This is a genomic window from Sinomonas sp. ASV322 (genome assembly GCF_030908245.1).
Lineage (GTDB): Bacteria > Actinomycetota > Actinomycetes > Actinomycetales > Micrococcaceae > Sinomonas.
On sequence record NZ_JAVFJJ010000005.1, the window covers coordinates 188,281 to 208,263 of the forward strand.

21 protein-coding genes are annotated in these 19,983 nt (G+C 65.6%); 6 read left to right on the plus strand and 15 right to left on the minus strand.

Annotated elements, in window-relative coordinates; translation table 11 throughout:
* Positions 1–108: 108 nt before the first annotated feature.
* Together RBS12_RS09480 and RBS12_RS09485 are read right to left on the minus strand one after the other, a co-directional pair.
* Positions 109–426, minus strand: a complete 318-nt coding sequence (locus RBS12_RS09480; RefSeq protein WP_307965839.1) for a hypothetical protein — start codon at positions 424–426, stop codon at positions 109–111.
* Between the two features lie 156 nt (positions 427–582).
* The gene (locus RBS12_RS09485; RefSeq protein WP_307965840.1) at positions 583–1,404 is read right to left on the minus strand and encodes a phosphotransferase; all 822 of its coding nucleotides are present in this window, start codon (positions 1,402–1,404) and stop codon (positions 583–585) included.
* 62 nt (positions 1,405–1,466) lie between these two features.
* Between RBS12_RS09485 and RBS12_RS09490 the strand changes: the two genes are divergently transcribed.
* Together RBS12_RS09490 and RBS12_RS09495 are read left to right on the plus strand one after the other, a co-directional pair.
* Entirely contained in the window at positions 1,467–1,823 is a 357-nt protein-coding gene (locus RBS12_RS09490; RefSeq protein ID WP_307965841.1) for a hypothetical protein, read from the plus strand.
* Positions 1,820–2,077, plus strand: coding sequence for a hypothetical protein (locus RBS12_RS09495; protein WP_307965842.1), 258 nt, complete (start codon positions 1,820–1,822; stop codon positions 2,075–2,077). Before RBS12_RS09490 ends, RBS12_RS09495 begins: the two co-directional genes overlap by 4 nt.
* 3 nt (positions 2,078–2,080) lie before the next feature.
* Here the strand turns inward: RBS12_RS09495 and RBS12_RS09500 are convergent, their stop codons facing one another.
* Together RBS12_RS09500 and RBS12_RS09505 are read right to left on the minus strand one after the other, a co-directional pair.
* Positions 2,081–2,995 (minus strand): HNH endonuclease, encoded by a 915-nt coding sequence (locus RBS12_RS09500; protein WP_307965843.1) that lies wholly within the window; start codon positions 2,993–2,995, stop codon positions 2,081–2,083.
* A gap of 60 nt (positions 2,996–3,055) precedes the next feature.
* Entirely contained in the window at positions 3,056–3,283 is a 228-nt protein-coding gene (locus RBS12_RS09505; protein WP_307965844.1) for a hypothetical protein, read from the minus strand.
* Positions 3,284–3,359: 76 nt separating this feature from the next.
* On the opposite strand from RBS12_RS09505, the gene RBS12_RS09510 reads away from it, so the two are divergent.
* Positions 3,360–4,115 (plus strand): NAD(P)H-binding protein, encoded by a 756-nt coding sequence (locus RBS12_RS09510; RefSeq protein WP_307965845.1) that lies wholly within the window; start codon positions 3,360–3,362, stop codon positions 4,113–4,115.
* 73 nt (positions 4,116–4,188) lie between these two features.
* On the opposite strand, the gene RBS12_RS09515 is transcribed toward RBS12_RS09510, so the two are convergent.
* From RBS12_RS09515 to RBS12_RS09565, 11 genes are all read right to left on the minus strand, one after another.
* The gene (locus tag RBS12_RS09515) at positions 4,189–4,779 is read right to left on the minus strand and encodes a GNAT family protein (protein ID WP_307965846.1); all 591 of its coding nucleotides are present in this window, start codon (positions 4,777–4,779) and stop codon (positions 4,189–4,191) included.
* A gap of 146 nt (positions 4,780–4,925) precedes the next feature.
* A complete protein-coding gene (locus RBS12_RS09520) occupies positions 4,926–5,222 on the minus strand; it encodes a hypothetical protein (protein WP_307965847.1) in 297 nt (98 codons plus the stop codon).
* Positions 5,223–5,279: 57 nt separating this feature from the next.
* Positions 5,280–5,636 carry a TfoX/Sxy family protein gene (locus RBS12_RS09525; protein ID WP_307965848.1) on the minus strand — a complete coding sequence of 119 codons (357 nt, stop codon included), beginning with the start codon at positions 5,634–5,636 and terminating at the stop codon, positions 5,280–5,282.
* Between the two features lies 1 nt (position 5,637).
* Positions 5,638–5,787, minus strand: coding sequence for a hypothetical protein (locus tag RBS12_RS09530; protein WP_307965849.1), 150 nt, complete (start codon positions 5,785–5,787; stop codon positions 5,638–5,640).
* Positions 5,788–5,841: 54 nt separating this feature from the next.
* The gene (locus RBS12_RS09535; RefSeq protein WP_307965850.1) at positions 5,842–6,717 is read right to left on the minus strand and encodes a Ku protein; all 876 of its coding nucleotides are present in this window, start codon (positions 6,715–6,717) and stop codon (positions 5,842–5,844) included.
* Between the two features lie 203 nt (positions 6,718–6,920).
* Complete coding sequence (locus RBS12_RS09540) at positions 6,921–8,462, minus strand: glycoside hydrolase family 32 protein (protein WP_307965851.1); 1,542 nt, start codon at positions 8,460–8,462, stop codon at positions 6,921–6,923.
* A gap of 128 nt (positions 8,463–8,590) precedes the next feature.
* Positions 8,591–9,526: a carbohydrate ABC transporter permease gene (locus tag RBS12_RS09545; protein WP_307965852.1), complete on the minus strand. Its 936-nt coding sequence runs from the start codon at positions 9,524–9,526 to the stop codon at positions 8,591–8,593.
* Positions 9,523–10,488, minus strand: a complete 966-nt coding sequence (locus tag RBS12_RS09550) for a sugar ABC transporter permease (RefSeq protein WP_307965853.1) — start codon at positions 10,486–10,488, stop codon at positions 9,523–9,525. Before RBS12_RS09550 ends, RBS12_RS09545 begins: the two co-directional genes overlap by 4 nt.
* 2 nt (positions 10,489–10,490) lie before the next feature.
* Entirely contained in the window at positions 10,491–11,897 is a 1,407-nt protein-coding gene (locus tag RBS12_RS09555; RefSeq protein WP_307965854.1) for a sugar ABC transporter substrate-binding protein, read from the minus strand.
* Between the two features lie 366 nt (positions 11,898–12,263).
* A complete protein-coding gene (locus RBS12_RS09560) occupies positions 12,264–13,166 on the minus strand; it encodes a PfkB family carbohydrate kinase (protein WP_307965855.1) in 903 nt (300 codons plus the stop codon).
* Positions 13,163–14,266 carry a LacI family DNA-binding transcriptional regulator gene (locus RBS12_RS09565; protein ID WP_307965856.1) on the minus strand — a complete coding sequence of 368 codons (1,104 nt, stop codon included), beginning with the start codon at positions 14,264–14,266 and terminating at the stop codon, positions 13,163–13,165. The genes RBS12_RS09560 and RBS12_RS09565 overlap by 4 nt, the downstream gene beginning before the upstream one ends.
* Positions 14,267–15,331: 1,065 nt before the next feature.
* Here RBS12_RS09565 and RBS12_RS09570 point away from each other — a divergent pair.
* From RBS12_RS09570 to RBS12_RS09580, 3 genes are all read left to right on the plus strand, one after another.
* Positions 15,332–16,006, plus strand: a complete 675-nt coding sequence (locus RBS12_RS09570) for an ABC transporter ATP-binding protein (protein WP_307965857.1) — start codon at positions 15,332–15,334, stop codon at positions 16,004–16,006.
* Positions 16,007–16,034: 28 nt separating this feature from the next.
* Positions 16,035–16,928 carry a hypothetical protein gene (locus RBS12_RS09575; protein ID WP_307965859.1) on the plus strand — a complete coding sequence of 298 codons (894 nt, stop codon included), beginning with the start codon at positions 16,035–16,037 and terminating at the stop codon, positions 16,926–16,928.
* 281 nt (positions 16,929–17,209) lie between these two features.
* Complete coding sequence (locus tag RBS12_RS09580; RefSeq protein WP_307965860.1) at positions 17,210–19,873, plus strand: ATP-dependent DNA ligase; 2,664 nt, start codon at positions 17,210–17,212, stop codon at positions 19,871–19,873.
* Positions 19,874–19,983 lie beyond the last annotated feature (110 nt).

Sequence of the window (19,983 nt, forward strand, 5' to 3'; positions counted from 1 at the left end):
CCCGGCTGGTGAACTCCCGCCGCCGGGGGTTTGCATCCAGGTCATTCGTCGGCGAGCCGGGCGTCGCCGGGTCGAAGTGGACTCGCGCGGTGCGAGGCCGGCGCCGCTTCACCGCTGGCCTCCCGTCGGGGTTTCGCTGGCGGTCACGAGCGGGCCGAGTCCTTCACTCGCGAGGTCGCTGAGCAGCTGGCGATAGCTCGAGAGCGCAAGGGGCGGCAGCTGATGGAGGTCCGCCACGGTCGCGGCGGGACGGTCCACACGGTACATGGCGAGGATTGCGCGGTCTTCCCCGGCGTCGTCGAGCGCGTGGTACGGGCCGACTGGCCCGTCGGCGGTCAGAGCCTGCGCGTAGAGGGAGAGTCGGACGTCCGGGGTGCTGTTGCCCGCCCGATGCCAGGCTTGGACGAGACCGTTCGTGTCCAACATCGCCCGCTCCTCGACTCGCTGCCCGATCCGTCCGGGCCGATGTCACGATCGTCCCGCGCTCAACGAGCCCCGCGTGGGATCTTCACCGAATCCTGCGACTAGTTTCGGCACACCTTCGCCAATGGCGTCGTCGCTGAGGAAATGCGGCGGCTTTCCCTAGATCCCGAGCCCCTCGGCGACCCTCTCCCCTTCGCGTTCGAGCCACCCGATCCGTCGCTCGATCCGTTCCCCCACCCCGTCCTCCCACATGCGAAGCCAGCCCCCGCCGTCGTGCTCGGCGCGGTATTTCATGAGGTGCCAGCTCCGCTCGGTGCGGCGGATCGCCGTCGGGATCAAGCGGGCGCGGTCAGCCGCGGAGAGGCCATAGGCGTCTGCCACGAGGCGGGTGCGGACGACGGCGTCGACGCCCTTGAGCGGTCCCGTTCTGTCCTCGTCAGGGGCCAGGGGCGCCCACCAGAGGCACAGGTTGAACACCTCATCGACGCGGGTGGCCGGCTTCGCGAGGTCGAAGTCGATGAGGGCGTGCGCGCGCCCATTGCGGAACACGACGTTCCCCGGCGTGATGTCCAGGTGGCCGATGAATTCGGGTTCTTCGTCCGGGGCCGGCGGCATCCCCGGGATGTCCGGCACTGCAACGCCTTCCAGAACGGCCGACGACGGCGCGAAGCCGGCCAGGGCGTCATCGAGGCGTCTAACGAGGCGCGCCACCGAGACGAGGCGGTCCTCGTCGGCGAGCCACGCCGGATGCGGGCGTCCTGCTACCTCGCCCTTGACGTAGCTCAGGACCTCGCGGCCCTGCTCGTCGATGCCGAGGAACTGCGGGGCGCCGTCGAAGCCTTGCTGTTCGAGGTGCTGCAGGATGGCGTGAACGAGAGGCGAGTGCGGTCCTTGCGGGCGGCGGACGGTGTCACCCACGCGCACGACACCTTCGGTGACGTCCCCGCCGGGGAGGGGGAGCTCGGGTTCGGGATGGGCCACGCCACTATTTTGTCGGACGGCCTTCGTAGCCTCGGCCTATTGGCTAACGCGGAGGGGGAACGATGGCCGAGGAGACCAGCGGTGTGCGATACGACGGGAAGAGCGAGCTTGTCGCCTTGTTCTTGTCCATCCACCACCAACTCACCCAGGTAATCCACGCGATCTGCATCTCCAAGGGTCCCGACGCGTACAAGAACCACGCTGCCGACGCGTTGGAGTGCCTCATCAGCCAAGATCCGAGCGCCCTCGCTCCGCTCGACCATCTGCTGGCACTGCGGATCCAGGAGTACATCGGCCTCTTCGGGCCTATGACGTTCGTCCGGGCCGTCGCTGCCGAATACGGCCTGGACTACATCGTCGACGAGTACTGGAGTTGGAAGACCGGCTCCCGTGGACGGAATCGGGAGACGGCGACGTGATCGGCGAGTGGGAGTTCGAATCCGACTATCGCCCCATTCCAACTGCGGAAGGCGACCTCGTGCGGCACATCGACCAGACGCGCGGCTACCCTATGAACCGGGTCTGGTCGATCGTCGAACCGGGAGACAACAACCTTTATGCCATCCCCGGCTATCACCTCGTGAATCTCGTCGGGTACGTAGTAACCGAAACCCCTTGGCACGACGAAGAACTTGAAGCTGAATGGTTCATATCTCAAACCGAAGAGGAATGACCGTCAGCTGCCTTGAAAGCGCCCCCAGGCAATCTCGAGCAAGTCGCGTCGTGGCCTTCGCGATGTTTCCCTCGGCACTGCCACCTTCTTGCCGTCTATCTCTTGAAATGCATAACGAACCATCTGCCCGTCAAACTCTATGAGCAGATCTGGCTTTACCTGGACGACCAGATCCGGTCGGATTCCCAGTAGACGTGCGTCGAAGGCCGCGTGGTGAAGCTTGCAGAGCGCAATTCCGTTGACGACCGACGGGATTCCATCGTCGTCTCGGTCCGGAACGATGTGTGCCGCGTCGAGAAGCTGCGGATGCCCTAGATTGCACACCGCACACCGGTTCCGATAGGCCCCAAGAACTTCCCTCCGGAAAGCAGCCTGGTGCAGGCGCTGGAGCACCTCTCGATTTCGGTACCGACGATCATATTCCGCAGCCGCAGGATCAACGGCGTCCTCAACGACCAGCAAGCTCACGATGAACTCCTGCTGTTGGTGATCCTCCCCGACAACATAGATGGGAAAGCACGGTTCAAATCGTCCCTTGGCAATTCCGCGGAACCAGATGAGCGGCGCTCGATACTGCATCGCCGCCCGAAGCGACCTGTTTGTCGCAGCCTCTGGATCCGCGCCGTCCCATTTATATCGGAGCAGCATGTCTCCGCTGAGGTCGCCAGAAACGTCGTCTTCGTACGGCTTCTCCGCTCCCGGAGGACGGAACGTGGTCGTGATAGAAAGCGCGGCGCTAAACCCAGCGGGTTTCCAGATCCCCTTCACCCGGTCCTTCAGCGGAAGTCGTTCACCAGCGACAGCGAAATCGTGCAGCTCGCCATAGGTGAACGTATCCCTGCCTTCGCCCCGCGCCGCCAGCCATTCCATCGCCCTCTGGCGAAGGTCTGCCTCGGAGAGCCCGAACCGTTCGATCACAGGGACAGGCTATGACACATTCCGTCCCGGTCAAGGGACGCGATTGTCCCGCTTGGGAACTTACCCCTTCTGCTGGCGCTCCCGCTCCAGCCGCTCCCGCCGCTCGCGTTCCTCGCGATGCCGGCGGAGCTGCTCGTGGATGAGCTGCTCCTCTTCGGTGAAGCGGAGGGCGTTGGCTTCGTCGCCGGAGTCGCCCGGGCCGGAGGCTTCCTGCTCGGCCGGGTATTCGACGCCGTCGTCAGTGGAATCGGGCTTGGATTCGGCGGCGTGCTCGCGCGGCTCTGTCATGCGCACACTGTAGACCCGCAGGTGAAAAGGGAAAATAGGCGAAAGAACCCAACATGTAGGGGCGTACGACCCACCCATGACCACCTCCGCTCCCCCGCTCGCGATCACCGGAGTCACGGGCTTCGTGGGCGCCCAGGTCGCCGGCATCCTCGCCGAAGCAGGCCTCCCGCTCCGTCTCCTCGCACGCACGCCGGCGAAGGCACCCCAGCTGCCGGGCGCCGTCGTGCTTCCTTGCGACTACGGGAACCGCGGCCTGTGCGAACAATCGCTCGAGGGCGTCGAGACCCTCTTCATGGTCTCGGGAAGAGAGAACGAGCACCGCGTCGCGGAGCACAAGGCATTCGTGGACGCCGCCAAAGCGGCGGGCGTTCGCAGCATCGTCTACACGTCGTTCATGGGCGCCGCGCCCAACGCCGTCTTCACCCTCGCGCGCGACCACTTCGCGACCGAGGAGCACATCAAGGCAGCTGGCTTGAGTTACACGTTCCTCCGCGACTGCCTCTACATGGATTACCTCGAATACTTCGCGGGGGACGACGGCGTCATCCGCGGTCCCGCTGGCGACGGCAGGGTCGCAGCAGTGGCCCAGGCCGACGTCGCCCGTTCAGCCGCCGCAGTGCTCCGCGCCGCGGACGAGCACACCAACGCGGTCTACACCCTCGCCGAAGCCGCGGCGATCCTCTCGAAGGCGCGCGGCAAGGCCTCACCTTCCACAACGAGACCATCCCCGAGGCCTACGAATCCCGCAGGAAGTGGCCCGCACCGCAGTGGCAGTACGACGCCTGGGTCTCCACCTACACCGCGATTGAGGCGGGCGAACTGGCTGAGGTGACGGACGACGTCGAACGCCTCACCGGCCGTCGCCCGTTGAGCCTCGCGGAGCTGCTCGCTGAGAGGTAGCGACCTCAGTGCCGCGCGAGCCTCAGCTCGAGCCCGTTACGGACCATGGGCCACTCGGAGGCGATGATCGAGTACACGACCGTGTCCCGCAGCGAGCCGTCGCGCATGATCTGGTGGCTGCGGAGCACTCCGTCCTGCTTCGCGCCGAGCCGCTCGATCGCGGCGCGTGACTGGGCGTTCATCCAGTGCGTCCGAAATTCGACGGCGATGCACCCCATCGTCTCGAAGGCGTGCCGGAGCAGGAGGAGCTTCGACTCGGGATTCGTGCCCCTGCCGTGGACGCTCGCGGCGTTCCAGGTCGAGCCGATCTCGACCCGCCGGTTCGCGGCATCGACGTTCATATAAGTCGTCATCCCGATGAGGTGTCCGTCGGAGACTCGGCGCGTCGCGAACGGCAGCATGCTGCCCCGCCGTTGGAGCTCGAGCCGGCGCTCGATCTCAACCGCCATGCCCTCGGGCCGGGGCACCGACGTGTACCAGAGATTCCACAGCTCGCCGTCGCGCGCCGCGTCTTCGAGACCCTCGCGGTGATCCATCGAAAGCGGCTCGAGGGTGACGAGCCGGCCGCGCAGGGTCACGGGGTCGAGAAAGGACATGCGATGAGTCTGCCACGCGAAGTGTTTGTCGGCGGCGCGTGCATGGGCCAACCCGATCCGCGGGAACCCACCGCCGGAAGCGAACAAGCGGCGCGCCGATGCCGGCGCGCCGCTTTCAGCTGAGCTGACTCAGTGAGACCGGAAGGTCACATGCCGGGCGCCGCGAGGAACTCGAGCACCTCGATAGTGCCAACCTGCCTGTGGGGGTGGTCTACGAGGAGTCCGTCGAGTGCATCCCGGGTCTCCGCTTGCAGGACGGAGTATCCGCCGATGGTCTGGTCGTCGCCGGACACCGGCGAGCCACCGTCAACGACGGCCTCGCCAGCCTTGCCGAACCATTCCATCCAGGCCTGCATCCCGGCCGCTGCCTCCTCAGGGGAGGCATTGCCCATCTGCTCGCTCGCTGGGACGTCCGAGCGGTAGAGGACGAGGAACTTAGTCATGTCATTCTCCTTCTTCGGCGACACAGCGGTCGCGGTTTCAGCGGCGCCCGGCGGACGTCACTTCTTCTTCGTGGCCTTGGGGGCTTTGGGTGGGAACGTGCCGACATACGTCACAGCCCGATCGATCCACGCATCGGCGTTCTGATCATCCGGGATGGTGATGTATCCGGGCATGGGGCGCTCTTCGGGTCCGAACGGTTCGCCGCCGATCGCCGCGAGCTCCTGCACGCCTGCCTCGTCGAGCTTTACGCCAACCGAAGAGCCGAACAGTCCGGCGAACATGTTCCCGTTCACGAACGCCCCGAGCTGGCCGAACATTGGCTTGACCTCCACGGCCGGCGATTCCTCGGCGAGCGGGGCGATCAGGTCGCGGAAGCGCTGCTTGTCGTGATCGGTGGCCTTGGGCATCTGCATGTCAGTCCGCCTTCTTGATCGTCGCCGGCTTGGCGAATGCCTCGTCTGGGCTAACCGACAGCGAAGCCGCCTCGGCAAAGCTCATCGCTTGTCCCTCAATTCGTTGGCGGCGGTCGACGAGCCGCCCCTCAAGAAAAACGTTAGTAGCCACTAACGCATTCGTCAAACGCGGTTTGCTGTCTGCCAGAGGTCCCCCGGGTGGACTTCACCCGGCGCTGCGCGAGCGCTTCTTGGGCGCGGCCTTCTCTTCGGCAGGCTCGGCCTCCCCGCTCGCGTTGCTCCCGGCAGCGGCCTTCCGCCGGTTCTCGACGCTGCGGCGCAGCGCCTCCATGAGGTCAAGCACCTCAGCTCCCTCGCCTTCCGCCGCGGCGACGACGCCGAACGTCGCCTCCGTGTCGATCGACTCCCCCTGCTCAAGCTTCGCCTCGACGAGCTGGCGCAGCTGCACTTGGTACTCGTCGGTAAACGACTCGGGCGAGAAATCGGTCGCGAGGCTCTCGACGAGCGACGACGACATCGTCAGCTCCTTGTCCGAGATCCTGACCTCCTCGTCGAGGATCGGGAACTCGGCCTCGCGCACCTCGTCCTGCCACAGGAGGGCCTGAAGGACCATGGTGTTCCCCCGCACGCGCAGCGCACCGAGCCGTGTCTTCTGCCGCAGCGCGAATTTCACGACGGCGGTCAGTTCGGTCTCCTCGAGCGTCTGCCGCAGAAGGTGGTACGGCTTGACTCCGACCTTCTCCGGCTCGAGGTAGTAGCTCTTCTCGAACAGCATGGGATCGATCTGCGAATCCGGCACGAACTCGACCACTTCGATCTCGCGGCTCCGCTCGACGGGAAGCGACTCGAGGTCCTTGTCCGAGAGCACGACCGTCTGGCCGCCCTCCTCATACGCCTTGTCGATATCCGCATATTCAACGACCTCGCCGCACACCTCGCACCGGCGCTGGTACCGGATTCGGCCCTGATCGGCGTCGTGCACCTGGTGCAGCTTGAGGTCGTGGTCCTCCGTGGCGCTGTACACCTTCACGGGCACGCTGACCAGGCCAAAGCTGATGGCGCCCTTCCAGATAGACCGCATGTGTCCCAGTGAACACTGGAACACCGCGTTTGGCGAGCAACTTCCCGGCGAATTAGCGGCTCAACCGTCCCTGAGTGGCATAACCGTCCCTGAGTGGCATAACCGTCCCTGAGGACGGTGTCCGAGGGACGGTCATGCCCACGACGGACGGTCATGAGCCCCAGGGGGTCATGCCGGCGACAAACGACGACGGCGCCGCGCGGTCAGTCGAAGAAGGCGACCTCGAGCTCGTCGACCGTCACGTCGGAGGACGCGAAGAATTCGATCGACGTCCGCTCGCCGTGCGGGAAGACGAGATCCGTGATGGTCGAGAGGCCGCCTTGGGCGAAGACCTCGATCGAGCACGCGTCGATGTAGACGTCGAGCTGGATCCGGCCGTCGACCAGATCGAGCGGCGCGTGCTCGACGGACGGGAACAGCTCGTGGAAATCCACGACGCCGGAGGCCGTCCGGTCCAGCCGGATCTCCTGCGCCCTCGCGTCCACGGTCACGCACGCGCCCTCGCCGCCGCCTGCGCCGAAGCACAGCCCGAACGTGCCGCGGGCGGGAGCGGGCGCGGTCAGACGCACGCGGCACGCGGACCCCCTGGACATCGTGGTGAGCCACGTGCGACGCGCGGACAGGGGGCGGCCGACGGCGTCGCTCGCGTCAGTGGTTCGCGTCGCCTCGGGTGCGATGGGACTCTGCGCGAGCCGCACGCGCCCGTCGACCGTCCTGAGCGTGATCTCGCGGGGCAGGGCCATGGCGCTGCGCCAGCCCTCCGTCGGCGTCGAGTTCGCGTAGTCCCAATTGCTCATCCAGCCGATCATGACGCGGCGATACGGCAGCCCGCTGAACGAGACGGCGGCGTAGTAGTCGCGCCCCCAATCGAGCCACGAGCCCCGGAGCCCGCCACCCAGGCGAGTCGACCCGCCGGGCTGCCGCGCGCCGTCGTCCGCCGCTCCCGCATCGGGACCTGCCGACGGCGACTCGACGAAGCGCACGCCGTCGAACGTCCCGATGAAATAGCGCGTGCCGGAACCGCCCGCGACTCCGCCCGGGTTGACGCTCACGATGAGCACCCACGCTGTCCGCGTCAGGTCCCCGTCGATGGGCACCTCGAACAGGTCGGGGCACTCCCAGAGGATGTCGCTGGGGCCGTCGGCCGTGAAGTCGCTCAGGTACTCCCAGTCGAGGAGATTGGTCGACTTGTGGAGGAGAACGCGCTGCTCGGTGGCTTCGACGGCGACCATGACCCAGTAGGGGCCGTCGGGGCCCTCGTAGCGGAAGACCTTGGGATCGCGGAAGTTCTCTGAGGCGCGGTCGAGGACTGGGTTGCCCGCGTGCTTCGTCCAGGTCTGGCCGCCGTCCAGGCTGTAGGCGAGGGACTGGGCCTGGATGCGCGGACGCGCGGCGGTCTCCGAGTAGGCGCTCGTGTAGATCGCGACGAGGGGCGAGGTGCCGGGAGCACCGAAGCCGGCCGTGTTGTCCTCGTCGAGGACGGCGCTGCCCGAGAAGATCTGCTCGTCCTCGTCGCACGGGATCGCGACTGGATGCTCAGTCCACGTGAGCAGATCGGTCGACGTCGCATGGCCCCACGACATGTTCCCCCAGCCCGTTCCGAACGGGTTGTACTGGTAGAAGAGGTGGTACACCCCGTCGGCGTACACAAGCCCGTTCGGGTCGTTGAGCCAATTCTGCGCAGCGGAGTAATGCAACCGCGGTCGGTAGAGATCGTGCGTTGACGCGGGAACCGTCGAAGTCATGTGTCTGCTGTTCTCTCGGTTTCGAAAGGCGTAGAAGCGAAGGCCGGGGCCGCAATTCACGGTGGAACAGCGGGCCCGCCGACTTTTGTGGCGGGCCCGCTGGCATAAAACCCCCAACACCCAATTCGTCAGCGGAAGGAGCCGGCGGTGATGCCTTCGACGAAATACTTCTGGGCGAGGAGGAAGATCGCGATGCTCGGGATGAGGGCGGTGACAACACCCGCGAGGACGATCGAGATGCTGCCGGTGCCGAAGTTGCCCTGGAGGGAAACGAGGCCGAGCGGAAGCGTGAAGTTGTTGGTGGACTGGAGGAAGATGAGCGGCCGGAAGAACTCGTTCCAGTAGCCCGAGAAGGTCAGCACCGCGAGCGTGGCCATAGGCGGCAGGGCGATCGGTACGTAGATCTTCGAGAAGATCTGGAAGTTCGAGGCGCCGTCCACACGGGCGGCCTCCGCGAGCTCGCCCGGCATCTGGAGGAAGTACTGGCGCATGAGGAACGTGCCGAACGCACCGCCGATCGCCGGGACGATGAGGGAGGACAGGTTGTCCGCCAGGCCCATGTACCGGATGAGGATGAAGATCGGGATGATCGTGGTCTGGGCGGGCACCATCATGGTGGCCAGGACCATCGCGAACACGGCGCCCTTGCCGCGGAAGCGGACCAGGGCGAACGCGTAGCCGCTCATCGTCGAGGTGATGAGCTGGAGCACGACGATGGCGCCCGTGACGATGACGCTGTTGAGGAAGAAGGTCGCCAGCGGAACCTGCTCGAACACGGCCGAGTAGTTCGACCACACCGGGGCCAGAGGGATCCACTGGGGCGGGTTGCTGAAGGATTCCGAAGGCGTGCGCAGCGAGGTCGAGACGGTCCAGAGGATCGGCATGACGAAGCCGAGCGCGATGACCGCGAGCAGGGCCAGGCCGACGCCGCGCCACACCTTGCGAGTGGCGGCGTGCGGGATGAGGCGCGAACCGCGCCCGGGGCCGGGTGTCCCCGCGGAGCGGGTGCGGGCGCGGGCCGGATCAGCGGGCGCCGAGAGGGTGGGCGGGTTGACGGAGCTCACGAGTAGAACACCCACTTCCGGGAGATGTAGAACTGCAGTCCCGTGATGGCCAGGAGCAGCACGAACAGGACCACCGAGATCGCCGAGCCGTAGCCGAACTGGATGTTCTGGAACGCGGTGCGGTAGATGAGCATGACGGTCGTGGTGGTCGCGTCGCCGGGGCCGCCCTTGGTCATGACGTATGGCTGGTCGAAGATCTGCATCGCGTTGATCAGGCCGATCACGGAGGCGAAGAAGATCGTCGGGCTGATGAGGGGCAGCTTGATCGCGAAGAAGGTCCGGATCGGGCCCGAGCCGTCGATCGAGACGGCCTCGAGGACGTCCTTGGGCAGCGAGCCCAGGGCCGCGGTGAAGAGGATGAACACGAAGCCGAGCTGCTGCCACACGGCCACGATGACGATGGTCGCGGTCGCTCCGGCCGGGGAGGACAGCCAGGGAACCTGCGGCAGGTTCAGCAAGCCCAGGTAGTAGTTGATCACGCCGAAGTGGTCGTCGAAGAGATAGCTGAACACGATCGAGATCGACGCGGCCGAGACGAGCAGGGGCAGGAAGAACGCGGTGCGGAAGATCGACCGCGCCCACGTCGAGACCCGCTGCTGGACGAGGATCGCCATCGCGAGACCGATCACGATCTGCAGCACGACGACGAGGATCGCGAGCCAGGCGGTGACCCCAAAGGAGTGCACGACGGCGGTGTCCCCCGCGAGCTTGGCGAAGTTCTTGAAGCCGACGAACTCGGGCGGGGAAATGATGTCCCAGGAGAAGAAGGCCAAGACGAACGTGAACACGATCGGAGCCGCGGTGAACACGAGGATCGTCAGGGCCGAGAGCGAGATCATGGCCCAGCCGAAGGCGGCCTCGCGGCGATGGGCCTTGTTCGAGTTGCGGTTGCGGTTGAGGGGCCGGGGCCCCCCGGGGCGAGTGGCCCCGGGGAGCTCGGCGCGTGTAGCGGACGCGGACATGACTAGCTTCCGATCGCAGCGGCTGCGGTCTCGAGGTCCTTCTGCAGCCCGGCAAGGGCGTTCTTGGCGCTGCCGGAAGACATCGCCTCGGTCGTGCGCTGGTTCAGCGCGTTGGCCATTGCGTTGTAGTACGGCGGGGCCGCGATCGGGGCCGTGTTCGGGTACTTGTCGAGCGTGTCGTAGAACACCTTCCAATTCTTCGGCCCGGTCGGGGCGTACCGGTCGGCAGTCATCATGGACCGGCGCGACGGAGTCGTCGAGTTGCCCTCGGTGAGGATGCCGATCGCGGCAGGGTCGACGAGGGACTTGAGGAACTCCCAGGCCAGGTCCTTGTTCTTCGAGGACTCGAAGATGCCGTAGCCGCCGGTGCCGAACAGGTGCCGCTGGACCTTCCACTTCGGGAAGAACTGGACATCGAACGTGTCCGGGCCCATGCCGGCATTGTGCAGGCCGCCGGCCCAGAAGCCGCCGCCGATCGCCATGCCGATCTTGTTGTTCGAGAACAGACCCTGCAGGGTCGAGCCGCCGCCGACGTCGGGCTTGGCCGAGAGGCCGGAGTTGGCGAGCTCGATCATGAGGTCGAGGGATTCGACGACCGCGTCCGAGGTGGCCGTCGGCGCGCCCCACTTCCAGCCGCCGCCCCGCCCCTGGGCCGCCGCGTCGCCAGCGTAGAACTGGCTCCAGAGCCAGTCGCCGCCGTCGTACTTGCCCTCGGTGACGAGGTTCCCGCCGTTGGCGTACATGAACGAGGTCCACGAGCCCCACAGGCGCACTACCCAGTCGAACGGAACTGCGTCGGGGGAAGCCTTCTTCATCGCCGTCGCGACGGTCTTGAAGTCGTCCATCGTCCAGTCGGCCTTGGGCAGCTCGAGCCCGGACTTCTTCAGCAGCGACGTGTTGAAGTACATGTTGCCCGCATTGAAGTCGGTGGGCAGCTCGTACAGGTGGCCGTCGTACATCATCGCCTCGACGAGCGACGGGTGGACGTCCTTGAAGTACGGCGCGAGCTGGTCCTTGTCCCGCTTCACAAAGTCATCGAGGGGATGCGCGAGCTTCTTCTGCGCGAACAGCTGCACGCCCTCGGTGGCCACCGAGACGATGTCCGGCGGGTTGCCCGCGGCGATCTGCGTGAGGACCTTCGTGAAGAAGTCATTCCAGTCAGTGCCATTGATGCCGTTGAACTTCACCGACGTGCCGGGGTTCGCCTTGATGAACGCATCCGCGACCTTGGCCGTCTTGTCGGCCTGCTGCTGCGTGCCGAAGTACGCCACATTCAGCGTCTTCGACCCGCCGGACCCCGAACCGCCCCCGCCCGGGGAGCACGCGGAGAGCCCAGCGGCCCCCACCAAAGCGGCGCCGCCAACCAGCACCGCGCGCCGCCCGACCGGCGCAGACAACAACGAACCCATGAGAAGAACCTCTCTGTTCATACGTATGAATTACTAGGGTGAAAGTAGTCTGGCGCACGGTGCGCGAGACTGTCAAGGAGAATTTTTGACCTAATGATTCGCTTGGAATCTTCGATTCCGAAGCCACCCGAATGAGGCATCAGGGGTCCCCTGGAATCCGGGCAAACCGCGGCCCTTGACGGACCGGCCCGTCGCCCTCACGGGCGACGGAGCACGTGCGATCGGCGCATGGCGCCAGCCGCAACAATTAACGCGCGTGAAGCCTTATGGGCATTCAACGGCATCAAAAACATTTTCAAAACCCATAAAACCGACGGGGCGGTTTCATTCAGCAATACCGCCTCAATGCGAGGCCTGAAATGTTCCTCAACCCGGCACCTCCTCGAGAGTTGGCGGTTCGGCGCCGGCACGCGAGACGGTCACGGCCGCCGCACGCGCCGCAAAGGACCCGGCGGACGCGAGGTCGTCGCGTGTCCCCGGCACAAGTCGCGGGTGCCCCGCGGCGAGCAGCGCCCACAGGAGCGCGGACATGTAGCTGTCGCCAGCGCCCACCGTGTCGGCAACGCTCGTCACCACGGGGGAGATCTCGACGAGCTCTTGTCCGGCGACGAGAAGCGAGCCCTGCGCTCCCGCCGTGACCGCGACGACGCGGGCTCCGAGCGCGGAAATCGCGAGGGCTGCCTCGCGCACGCTCAGCGCCGGATAGAGATATGCCGCGTCCTCGTCGCTGAGCTTGACGACGTCGGCCCGTGCGGCGAGGCGCTCGAAGCGCGTCCGCGCGTCGTCCGGGTCGCCCACCAGCGCGGGGCGGATGTTCGGGTCGAAGCTCACGGTCGCGCTCGGAGCAAGTCCGGCGACGATCTCTTCAACCCGCTCCGCGCCGGGAGTCAGGAACGCGGCAATCGAGCCGACGTGAACGTGCCCGGCGGCAGGGAGGCCGACGTCGGCGGGCAGCGCCCAGGCGATGTCGAACGTGTAGTGGGCGGCACCGTCGTCCTGAATTGCGGCGGCCGCCGTCGACGTCGCCTCGAGCGACCAGGACTCGGGCAGCACCGCGACCCCCGACTGCGCGAGCCGGCCCGCGATCGCCGCGCCGCGCTCGTCGCGGCCGATCGCCGTGAGGAACGCCGTCGGGACGCCGAGCCGCGCGAGGCCGAGGGCCACGTTCGCCGGCGATCCGCCCGGGTGCTCCTTGCTTGCGCCCGCGGTCTGGATGATGTCCGTGAGCGCCTCGCCGATCACGAGGACCTGCTGGCCGGGCGCGGTCACGCGAGCTCCTCGCTCGCCGGAGGGAGAGTGTTCATGCGCGAAGCATCCTTCTGCTCGGAATCGCTGGGAGAAAGAGAGCGGGGAGGGGCCACCGAGCCCCGCCGGACAATCGGGCATTCGAAGAGGAGTCGCTCGGGCGCCTTCGCCTTCTCGGGATCCTCGATCTCGTCGAGCAGGCGGCTCACGGCCCATCGGCCCATCTCGTAGTGTGGGAGGGCCACGGTGGTGAGGCCGGGCCAGAGGCCCTCGGAGATGATCTGGAAGTCGTCGATGCTCGTGATCGAGAGGTCGTCCGGAATGCGGAGTCCCAGGCTGTGCGCCGCCTCGTAGGCGCCGAGAGCCTGCGGGTCGCGGAAGCAGAACAGCCCGGTCGGGGGCTCGGGGAGGCTCAGGAGCTTGAGCGCGCCGTCGCGGCCACCCGAGACATCCGGGACCTCGAAGGTGACGAGGTCGTCGTCGTACTCGATCCCCGCCTCGGCGAGCGCGGCATGGTAGCCCTGAAGACGGCCGTGGGTCGCGGGAATGTCCTCGTTCTGATTGACGAAGCCGATCCGCCGATGGCCCGCATCAATGAGTTCCTTGACCGCCGTCCGCGCGGCCGCGAGCTCATCCGGCGCGACCGAGGAAACCTTGCCGTCGAGGTCCTCGGCGTCGAGGAGGACGACGGGAACGCCCGTGATCTCGCGTGGGACGGTGAGCCGCTGGTGGTACATCTTCGCATAGACGATGCCATCGACCTGATGCTGGAGGAGCGTGCTCACCTGGCGCTCCTCGAGAGCGCGATTGCCTCCGCTGTCGACGAGCATGATGAGCCAGCCTCGCTCGTACGCCGCGTCCTGGGCGCCGAGGACCATCTCGCCGGCGAACGGGGTGCTCGCGATCTCGTCGCTCACGAGGCCCAGGAGATACGAGCGCTGGTTCCGGAGGCCGCTCGCCAACCGGTTCGGCGCGTAGCCGAGGCGGGCCGCGACCTCCTGGACGTGGCGGCGCGTCTCGGGGTTGACGCGGGCCTGATGCACATCGCTCAGGGCGTGGGAGACCGTCGTGACGGAGACGCCGGCCGCCTTGGAGACGTCTCGGATTCCGACCTTGGCCATCATCGCCCTTTCCAACAAAACGTTTTGCATGTCCTGGGTCACAAGTGTGGGGCAAACCGTTTTGCACTGTCAAGGGGGTCCTCGGCCTGGGCACTGGCAGCGCTCGAGGAGTGGGCTTCATCTCCGCGGGCTCCGCCGCGCCGCCAGCGTCGCCGGGCGCTCGGAGCAGACGTTATCAGACACTCGGCGCCACCACTTAGACCAGAAACTGGGCCTGAAGCGTACGTTATCCGTGGTCCACGGACCAAAAGTCTCCAATCTCAGTGGTGCATCGTCAAAACTCAGTGTTCCAACAAAATCAAAGTTCAGTACCGGCGGCCATTGCAATACTGACCGACCTCGAACTATGCTTCAAGCACCCGCGGACAAACGCGGACAAAGATGTGATCGCCGCGGCCCAGAGCGGTCGCTAATTCTCTGAACTCTCATGGGGGGAAAAATGAGGGGTATAGTCAAATCGGTCTCGGCAATCATTGTCTCGTTAGGCCTTCTGACGATTTCGGCACCAAGTACGTTTGCGTCCGAGACAGACTCCTACGGCGATTCGCTCCGCGACGCGAATCAACTGATCTCGGATCTCAACCGACCGCAGTCTGTCCACGAGAAGGCGGCATCTCAGTCCGGAAGAGGTTCCGCGACCAAGTCGGTCCAGACCGCTTCGATGTACGCAGTCGGTTATGGACGCGCGACTCTCATGACCGCCGGGACTGTCGACTGGGCGCTCTTCTCGGAAATGAACGTCGATTTCTCTTTCGACTGGACAAGAGTTATTGATAGTTCAGGGTGGCAGCGAGTGGGAGCAGCCGGCTTCAACACTGTCCAGGCGCTGGGCATTAGTCGCACTTATACAGATGGCTGGAAGCACAGCTGGCGGGCCCAAACCGACATGGGCGTCGGGGTTCCCACTCCGTGGGGCTACTGGAATGTAGCCCACCAGACGCTGACCCAGTTCGCAGACGTGTACGGTGACGGCGCCTGGAACGCGTGGCGATAAGAAGTCATTCTAGTTGCGCTGGAGGATCTGACCATTTGCGGGCCCTCCAGCGCCCCGACTCACGAGGTTTGATCATGCTCGAAGCAAAGGATATGACCATCGCGATTTCTGGGAAGCGCCTCATAGAAGACGCTTCCTTTTCGTTTCCAACTGTCGGCACGAGCTTGATCCTGGGGGCCAACGGGGCTGGCAAATCAACGCTCTTCAGGTGTCTTGCAGGCCTTCAGAGGTTTGATGGCCAGATATCCTGGAACGGTGAGCAGCCCGACGGACGGGTCTTCGTGGCGTTTGAAGACCCACCGTTACACAAGAATCTCACGGGCTATCAAAACCTTTGCGCCTCGCTCGACATGAGAATGCGCGATGTTATCAGCAATCCCAGCACAACAATGTTTTCCTCGCACGAGGTCCTGAGCAAAAGGGCTCGAAAGCTCTCCTTCGGGCAGCAGAAGAGGGTCTCGCTCACTACCGCCTTCATGACGTCCGCGCCATGTCTCATCTTGGACGAACCTACGGTAGGACTCGACTATGCGAGCCTGAAGGGGCTTTCAAGGGCTATCGTCGAGGCGGCAAAGTCTCGCAGCGTCGTCATGAGTGGACATCAACTGGATTTCTTTGAAGGGCTGGCCGATCGAGTGTTCCTCATAAAGGATCGCCGCGTGATCGATATGACCAGCGAATGGAATACTGAACACCGCGGAGGGTTGGATCACTTCTATGCGAAGCATCCTTCGTTCGGCCAGAACTGAACTCCGCTACCAACTTTGGGGACGAGGCATGACGGCTCTATCGGTCGCCGTCTTCATTAGCGGCTGCCTAGGCCTTCTTGGCGCCACTGCCAACGTTTCCGCGCGAATTGAACGCTTCCTCGTCACAAGGGACCAGACAGAACGGGTCGGGCTAACACTCCAGGCAGCCATGTCAGCCCCTGTCAATATCGTCCGCGAGGGGCCGCAGAGCTTCATCGACAATCCCCTGAGGTACGACTACGAGGCCGCCTTCAATGCCCTTCGCGCACTGGAGCCTCAGTTTGCCGTGGGGTCGAGTCTCGAGATGGCTACATTTATCTTCTTCCCAATGATCTTCTTCATCTACGGATGTTCACTCGCTGTGGCCGACCTTAGACACGGACTATTGAAGCAGCGATTCGAACTCGAGAATCCCAGAGCAGTGTTTATAGGGAAGATGACGATATCAGTGGTGCTCCCCTCTGTGTCCATACTTTTGGCTACGGCAATCCTATCGGGACTGGCGATGCTGATTCGAGCATTCGTTGAGTCTGGCGGCCCGGAAACCTTCCCATACGCCGTTACATATTCACCAACGGCATCGAATCCTGTCATGCAAGTCGCATTCTCGGCGTTGGTGGCCGTCTTCTTTTGCCTGATTGGGCTCTTCGTCGGGGCCGCATCCCGAATGCTGCTAGTTCCGTCTTTGGCGTGCATCCTCGTTCTCATGATGGTTCCCTTTGCGGGCGGGGGCGATCCAAGGAATCTTATGGCGACAATTGGGAGAGGTGTTTTCAACTACTGGTCAGGTTTCAATCCGAACCTTCCCCTTCCAGCCGATTCGTGGCTGCTATGGACGCCCACTGTAGTGATGATGTCGGCGCTTGGAGCGGGTTCGTTCATGGTCTGGCTCCTCCGGTCAAAGTCTGTGAAGGTCGGATAAATGAGCCTGCGCGATGCGAAGACTCCGACTACGTGGGGCGGACGCACTATTCTGTACTTTGCCCACGTAGCCGTCCTCTGGGGTGTGCTGTGGATTCTCTGGGGCGTCGGTTTCGCAATATATGCCCCCTGGAGCGGGGTAGGGCTGCTTGGGTGCGCTGTGACGCCGCTATACGTGTTCTGGTTCCCGCGGTGCTATTGGTTCCGCCTCGGCGAACTACCGGCCGACCGGTAGTCTCCCCGCCCCTTCACTCCCGCCCCGCACCATGGCAGGGTGGCGCCATGGCAGCGAAACGCGAGCGCGTGACCGTTGAGGGCCGCCAGCTGAGCCTCTCCAATTTGGACAAGGTGCTCTATCCGGAGGCGGGGGTCACGAAGGCGGACGTCCTCGACTACCTCCGCACGGTAGGCCCCGCGATGATCCCGGCGATCCGCGACCGCCCCGCGACCCGCAAGCGGTGGGTCCACGGCGTCGGCACGAAGGACGAGCCGGGCGAGGTGTTCTTCCAGAAGAACCTCGACGTCGCGACCCCGAAATGGGTCAAGCGCGTCACCCTCGAACACCGGCACTCCACGAACACGTACCCGATCGTCAACGACCTCGCGACCCTCGTATGGCTCGGCCAGATCGCATCACTCGAGGTCCACGTGCCGCAATGGCGCGTCGATGAGAAAGGCCGCATGCTCCATCCGGACCGTCTGGTCCTCGACCTCGACCCAGGACCGGGCGCGGGTCTGCCCGAATGCGTCGAGGTGGCCCACCTCGTCAAACCGATCCTCGACCACATGGGCCTGGTCTCCGTACCCGTCACGAGCGGGAGCAAAGGCATCCACCTCTACGCGAAGCTCGACATGAGGCAGTCCTGGGAGCAGGTTTCCTCCGTGGCCCACGAGCTCGCGCGCTCGCTCGCCGCCGACCATCCCGACCTCGTCGTGAGCGACCAGAAGAAGACGCTCCGTGAGGGCCGGGTGCTCGTGGACTGGAGCCAGAACAGTGGGCAGAAGACCACGATCGCGCCGTATTCGCTCCGCGGACGGCTCCAGCCCATGGTGGCCGCGCCGCGGACGTGGGAGGAGATCGGCTCCCCCGATCTAGCACACGTGCGCTATGACGAAATGCCGGCCCGGCTCGAGAGATACGGCAACCTGTTCGCGCCCGTGCTGCCCGAAGGCGTCGCTCTCGCCTTCGGAGCCGAGGACGCAGGAGACGACGACGGGAGGCCCCCGCCGTCGTCGTCCGCTCCCGGCGGCCGCGCCCACGGCGAGCCGGACCGCCTCACCGTCTACCGATCCAAGCGCGACGCCGCCGCGACGCCCGAGCCCGTTCCCGCAGAAGCACCTGTGCCAGGCGAAGGGAACGCATTCGTCATCCACGAGCACCACGCGCGCCGCCTGCACTGGGACCTGCGGCTCGAGCACGAGGGCGTGCTCGCCTCGTTCGCGCTGCCCAGGGGCGTGCCGACCGATCCGGGACGCAACCACCTCGCCGTGCACACGGAAGACCACCCCATCGAGTACCTCACGTTCTCCGGCACGATTCCCAAGGGCGAATACGGCGCCGGCGAGATGTTCGTGTGGGACACGGGCACGTACGAACTCGAAAAGTGGCGCGAGGACAAGGAGATCATCGTCATCCTCACGGGGAAGCCGGGCGGCGGGCTTGCGAGCATCGAAAGCGGCAAGCCAATGCGCCTCGCGCTTATCCGGACCGAGGGCGGGCTCGGTGGCGACAAGGACAACTGGCTCATCCACCTCATGAAGGACCAGGCCAAGGGACACTGGCGGCGGGGCGCGCGCCGAGACGGCGACGCCGCGGAAGCCGCAACAAACGACGGCGGCGTCACGCCTTCCGATGCGCCGTCACCTCCGCAGGGTGCCGGCGATGCGACGCCACCCGCACGCGGTGGAGGTGACGGCGCAACAGGAGGGAACAGCGCGACGGGTCGCGGGGCGTCGGGAGGCGGGGCGTCGGGAGGCGGGGCGTCGGGAGGCGGCGCCCCGCCGTCGGCCATGCTCGCCCAGATCGGCACGCCGGGCCTCATCCGCGGGGACAAGTGGGCCCTTGAGATGAAGTGGGATGGCGTGCGCGCGATCGTCGACGCGCGCGGGCCGCTCAAGCTTATCAGCCGGCGCGGTCTCGACACGACCGCGACGTACCCCGAGCTCGCCGAACTCGCCGAGCTCGGACCCGCCATCCTCGACGGCGAGATCATCGCGACGGATTCCAGCGGGCGGCCGTCTTTCGCGCGACTCCAGCAGCGCATGGGCCTGACGGACCCGACCGACGTCGCAGCGGCGCGCCGGGAAGTGCCCGTGCGGATCGTCCTGTTCGACCTCCTCGAATTCGAAGGCCACGACCTTACCTCCCGCCCATTCAGCGAGCGCCGCAGGGCGCTCGAGCTCCTGGCCGAGGGCGGCCTCCCCCAGAACGTCCAGCTCTCCCCCGTGTTCGACGACGACGTGGAACACGTCCTCGCTGCGTCCGCCGAGCACGGCATGGAGGGGATCATGGCGAAGCGGCTGTCGTCCCGGTACGAGCCCGGGAGGCGATCGGGCGCATGGCTCAAGATCAAGCACGAGCGCACGCAGGAAGTCGTCGTGGGCGGCTGGCGCACCGGGAAGGGCGGGCGCGAGGGCACGATCGGCTCGCTCCTCGTGGGCATCCCGGACGACGACGGCGGGCTCCGTTACGCGGGCCGCGTCGGCAGCGGATTCTCGGACCGCGACCTCAAGGACATCGTCGCGAGGCTCGGCCCGCTTGCGAGAGAGGCGTCGCCGTTCGCCGACGTCCCCCGCGAGGACACCGTCGACGCGCATTGGGTCGCGCCCGAGCTCGTCGGCGAGGTGCGCTACGGCGAGTGGACCCCGGACCACCGGCTGCGGCACCCGGTGTGGAAGGGGTGGCGGCCCGACAAGGGACCGGGAGACGTGGTCTTCGAGGGCTGATGCGCCGTCCAGGGGTCACCACCCGCGGGTCCCCAACAGTCCAGGGGTCACCTCACGCGGGTCCCCCACCATCCAGGGGTCACCACCCGCGGGTCCCCCACCATCCAGGG

What these genes read in the sequence shown, in the direction of transcription:
- RBS12_RS09540 (WP_307965851.1), bottom strand. Translation starts at nt 8,462, where the DNA reads ATGACTTCGACGGTTCCCGCGTCAACGCACGATCTCTACCGACCGCGG.
- RBS12_RS09520 (WP_307965847.1), bottom strand. Translation starts at nt 5,222, where the DNA reads ATGACTAAGTTCCTCGTCCTCTACCGCTCGGACGTCCCAGCGAGCGAG.
- RBS12_RS09505 (WP_307965844.1), bottom strand. Translation starts at nt 3,283, where the DNA reads ATGACAGAGCCGCGCGAGCACGCCGCCGAATCCAAGCCCGATTCCACT.
- RBS12_RS09555 (WP_307965854.1), bottom strand. Translation starts at nt 11,897, where the DNA reads ATGGGTTCGTTGTTGTCTGCGCCGGTCGGGCGGCGCGCGGTGCTGGTT.
- RBS12_RS09525 (WP_307965848.1), bottom strand. Translation starts at nt 5,636, where the DNA reads ATGCAGATGCCCAAGGCCACCGATCACGACAAGCAGCGCTTCCGCGAC.
- RBS12_RS09480 (WP_307965839.1), bottom strand. Translation starts at nt 426, where the DNA reads ATGTTGGACACGAACGGTCTCGTCCAAGCCTGGCATCGGGCGGGCAAC.
- RBS12_RS09510 (WP_307965845.1), top strand. Translation starts at nt 3,360, where the DNA reads ATGACCACCTCCGCTCCCCCGCTCGCGATCACCGGAGTCACGGGCTTC.
- RBS12_RS09515 (WP_307965846.1), bottom strand. Translation starts at nt 4,779, where the DNA reads ATGTCCTTTCTCGACCCCGTGACCCTGCGCGGCCGGCTCGTCACCCTC.
- RBS12_RS09575 (WP_307965859.1), top strand. Translation starts at nt 16,035, where the DNA reads ATGACGGCTCTATCGGTCGCCGTCTTCATTAGCGGCTGCCTAGGCCTT.
- RBS12_RS09550 (WP_307965853.1), bottom strand. Translation starts at nt 10,488, where the DNA reads ATGTCCGCGTCCGCTACACGCGCCGAGCTCCCCGGGGCCACTCGCCCC.
- RBS12_RS09490 (WP_307965841.1), top strand. Translation starts at nt 1,467, where the DNA reads ATGGCCGAGGAGACCAGCGGTGTGCGATACGACGGGAAGAGCGAGCTT.
- RBS12_RS09565 (WP_307965856.1), bottom strand. Translation starts at nt 14,266, where the DNA reads ATGATGGCCAAGGTCGGAATCCGAGACGTCTCCAAGGCGGCCGGCGTC.
- RBS12_RS09570 (WP_307965857.1), top strand. Translation starts at nt 15,332, where the DNA reads ATGCTCGAAGCAAAGGATATGACCATCGCGATTTCTGGGAAGCGCCTC.
- RBS12_RS09535 (WP_307965850.1), bottom strand. Translation starts at nt 6,717, where the DNA reads ATGCGGTCTATCTGGAAGGGCGCCATCAGCTTTGGCCTGGTCAGCGTG.
- RBS12_RS09580 (WP_307965860.1), top strand. Translation starts at nt 17,210, where the DNA reads ATGGCAGCGAAACGCGAGCGCGTGACCGTTGAGGGCCGCCAGCTGAGC.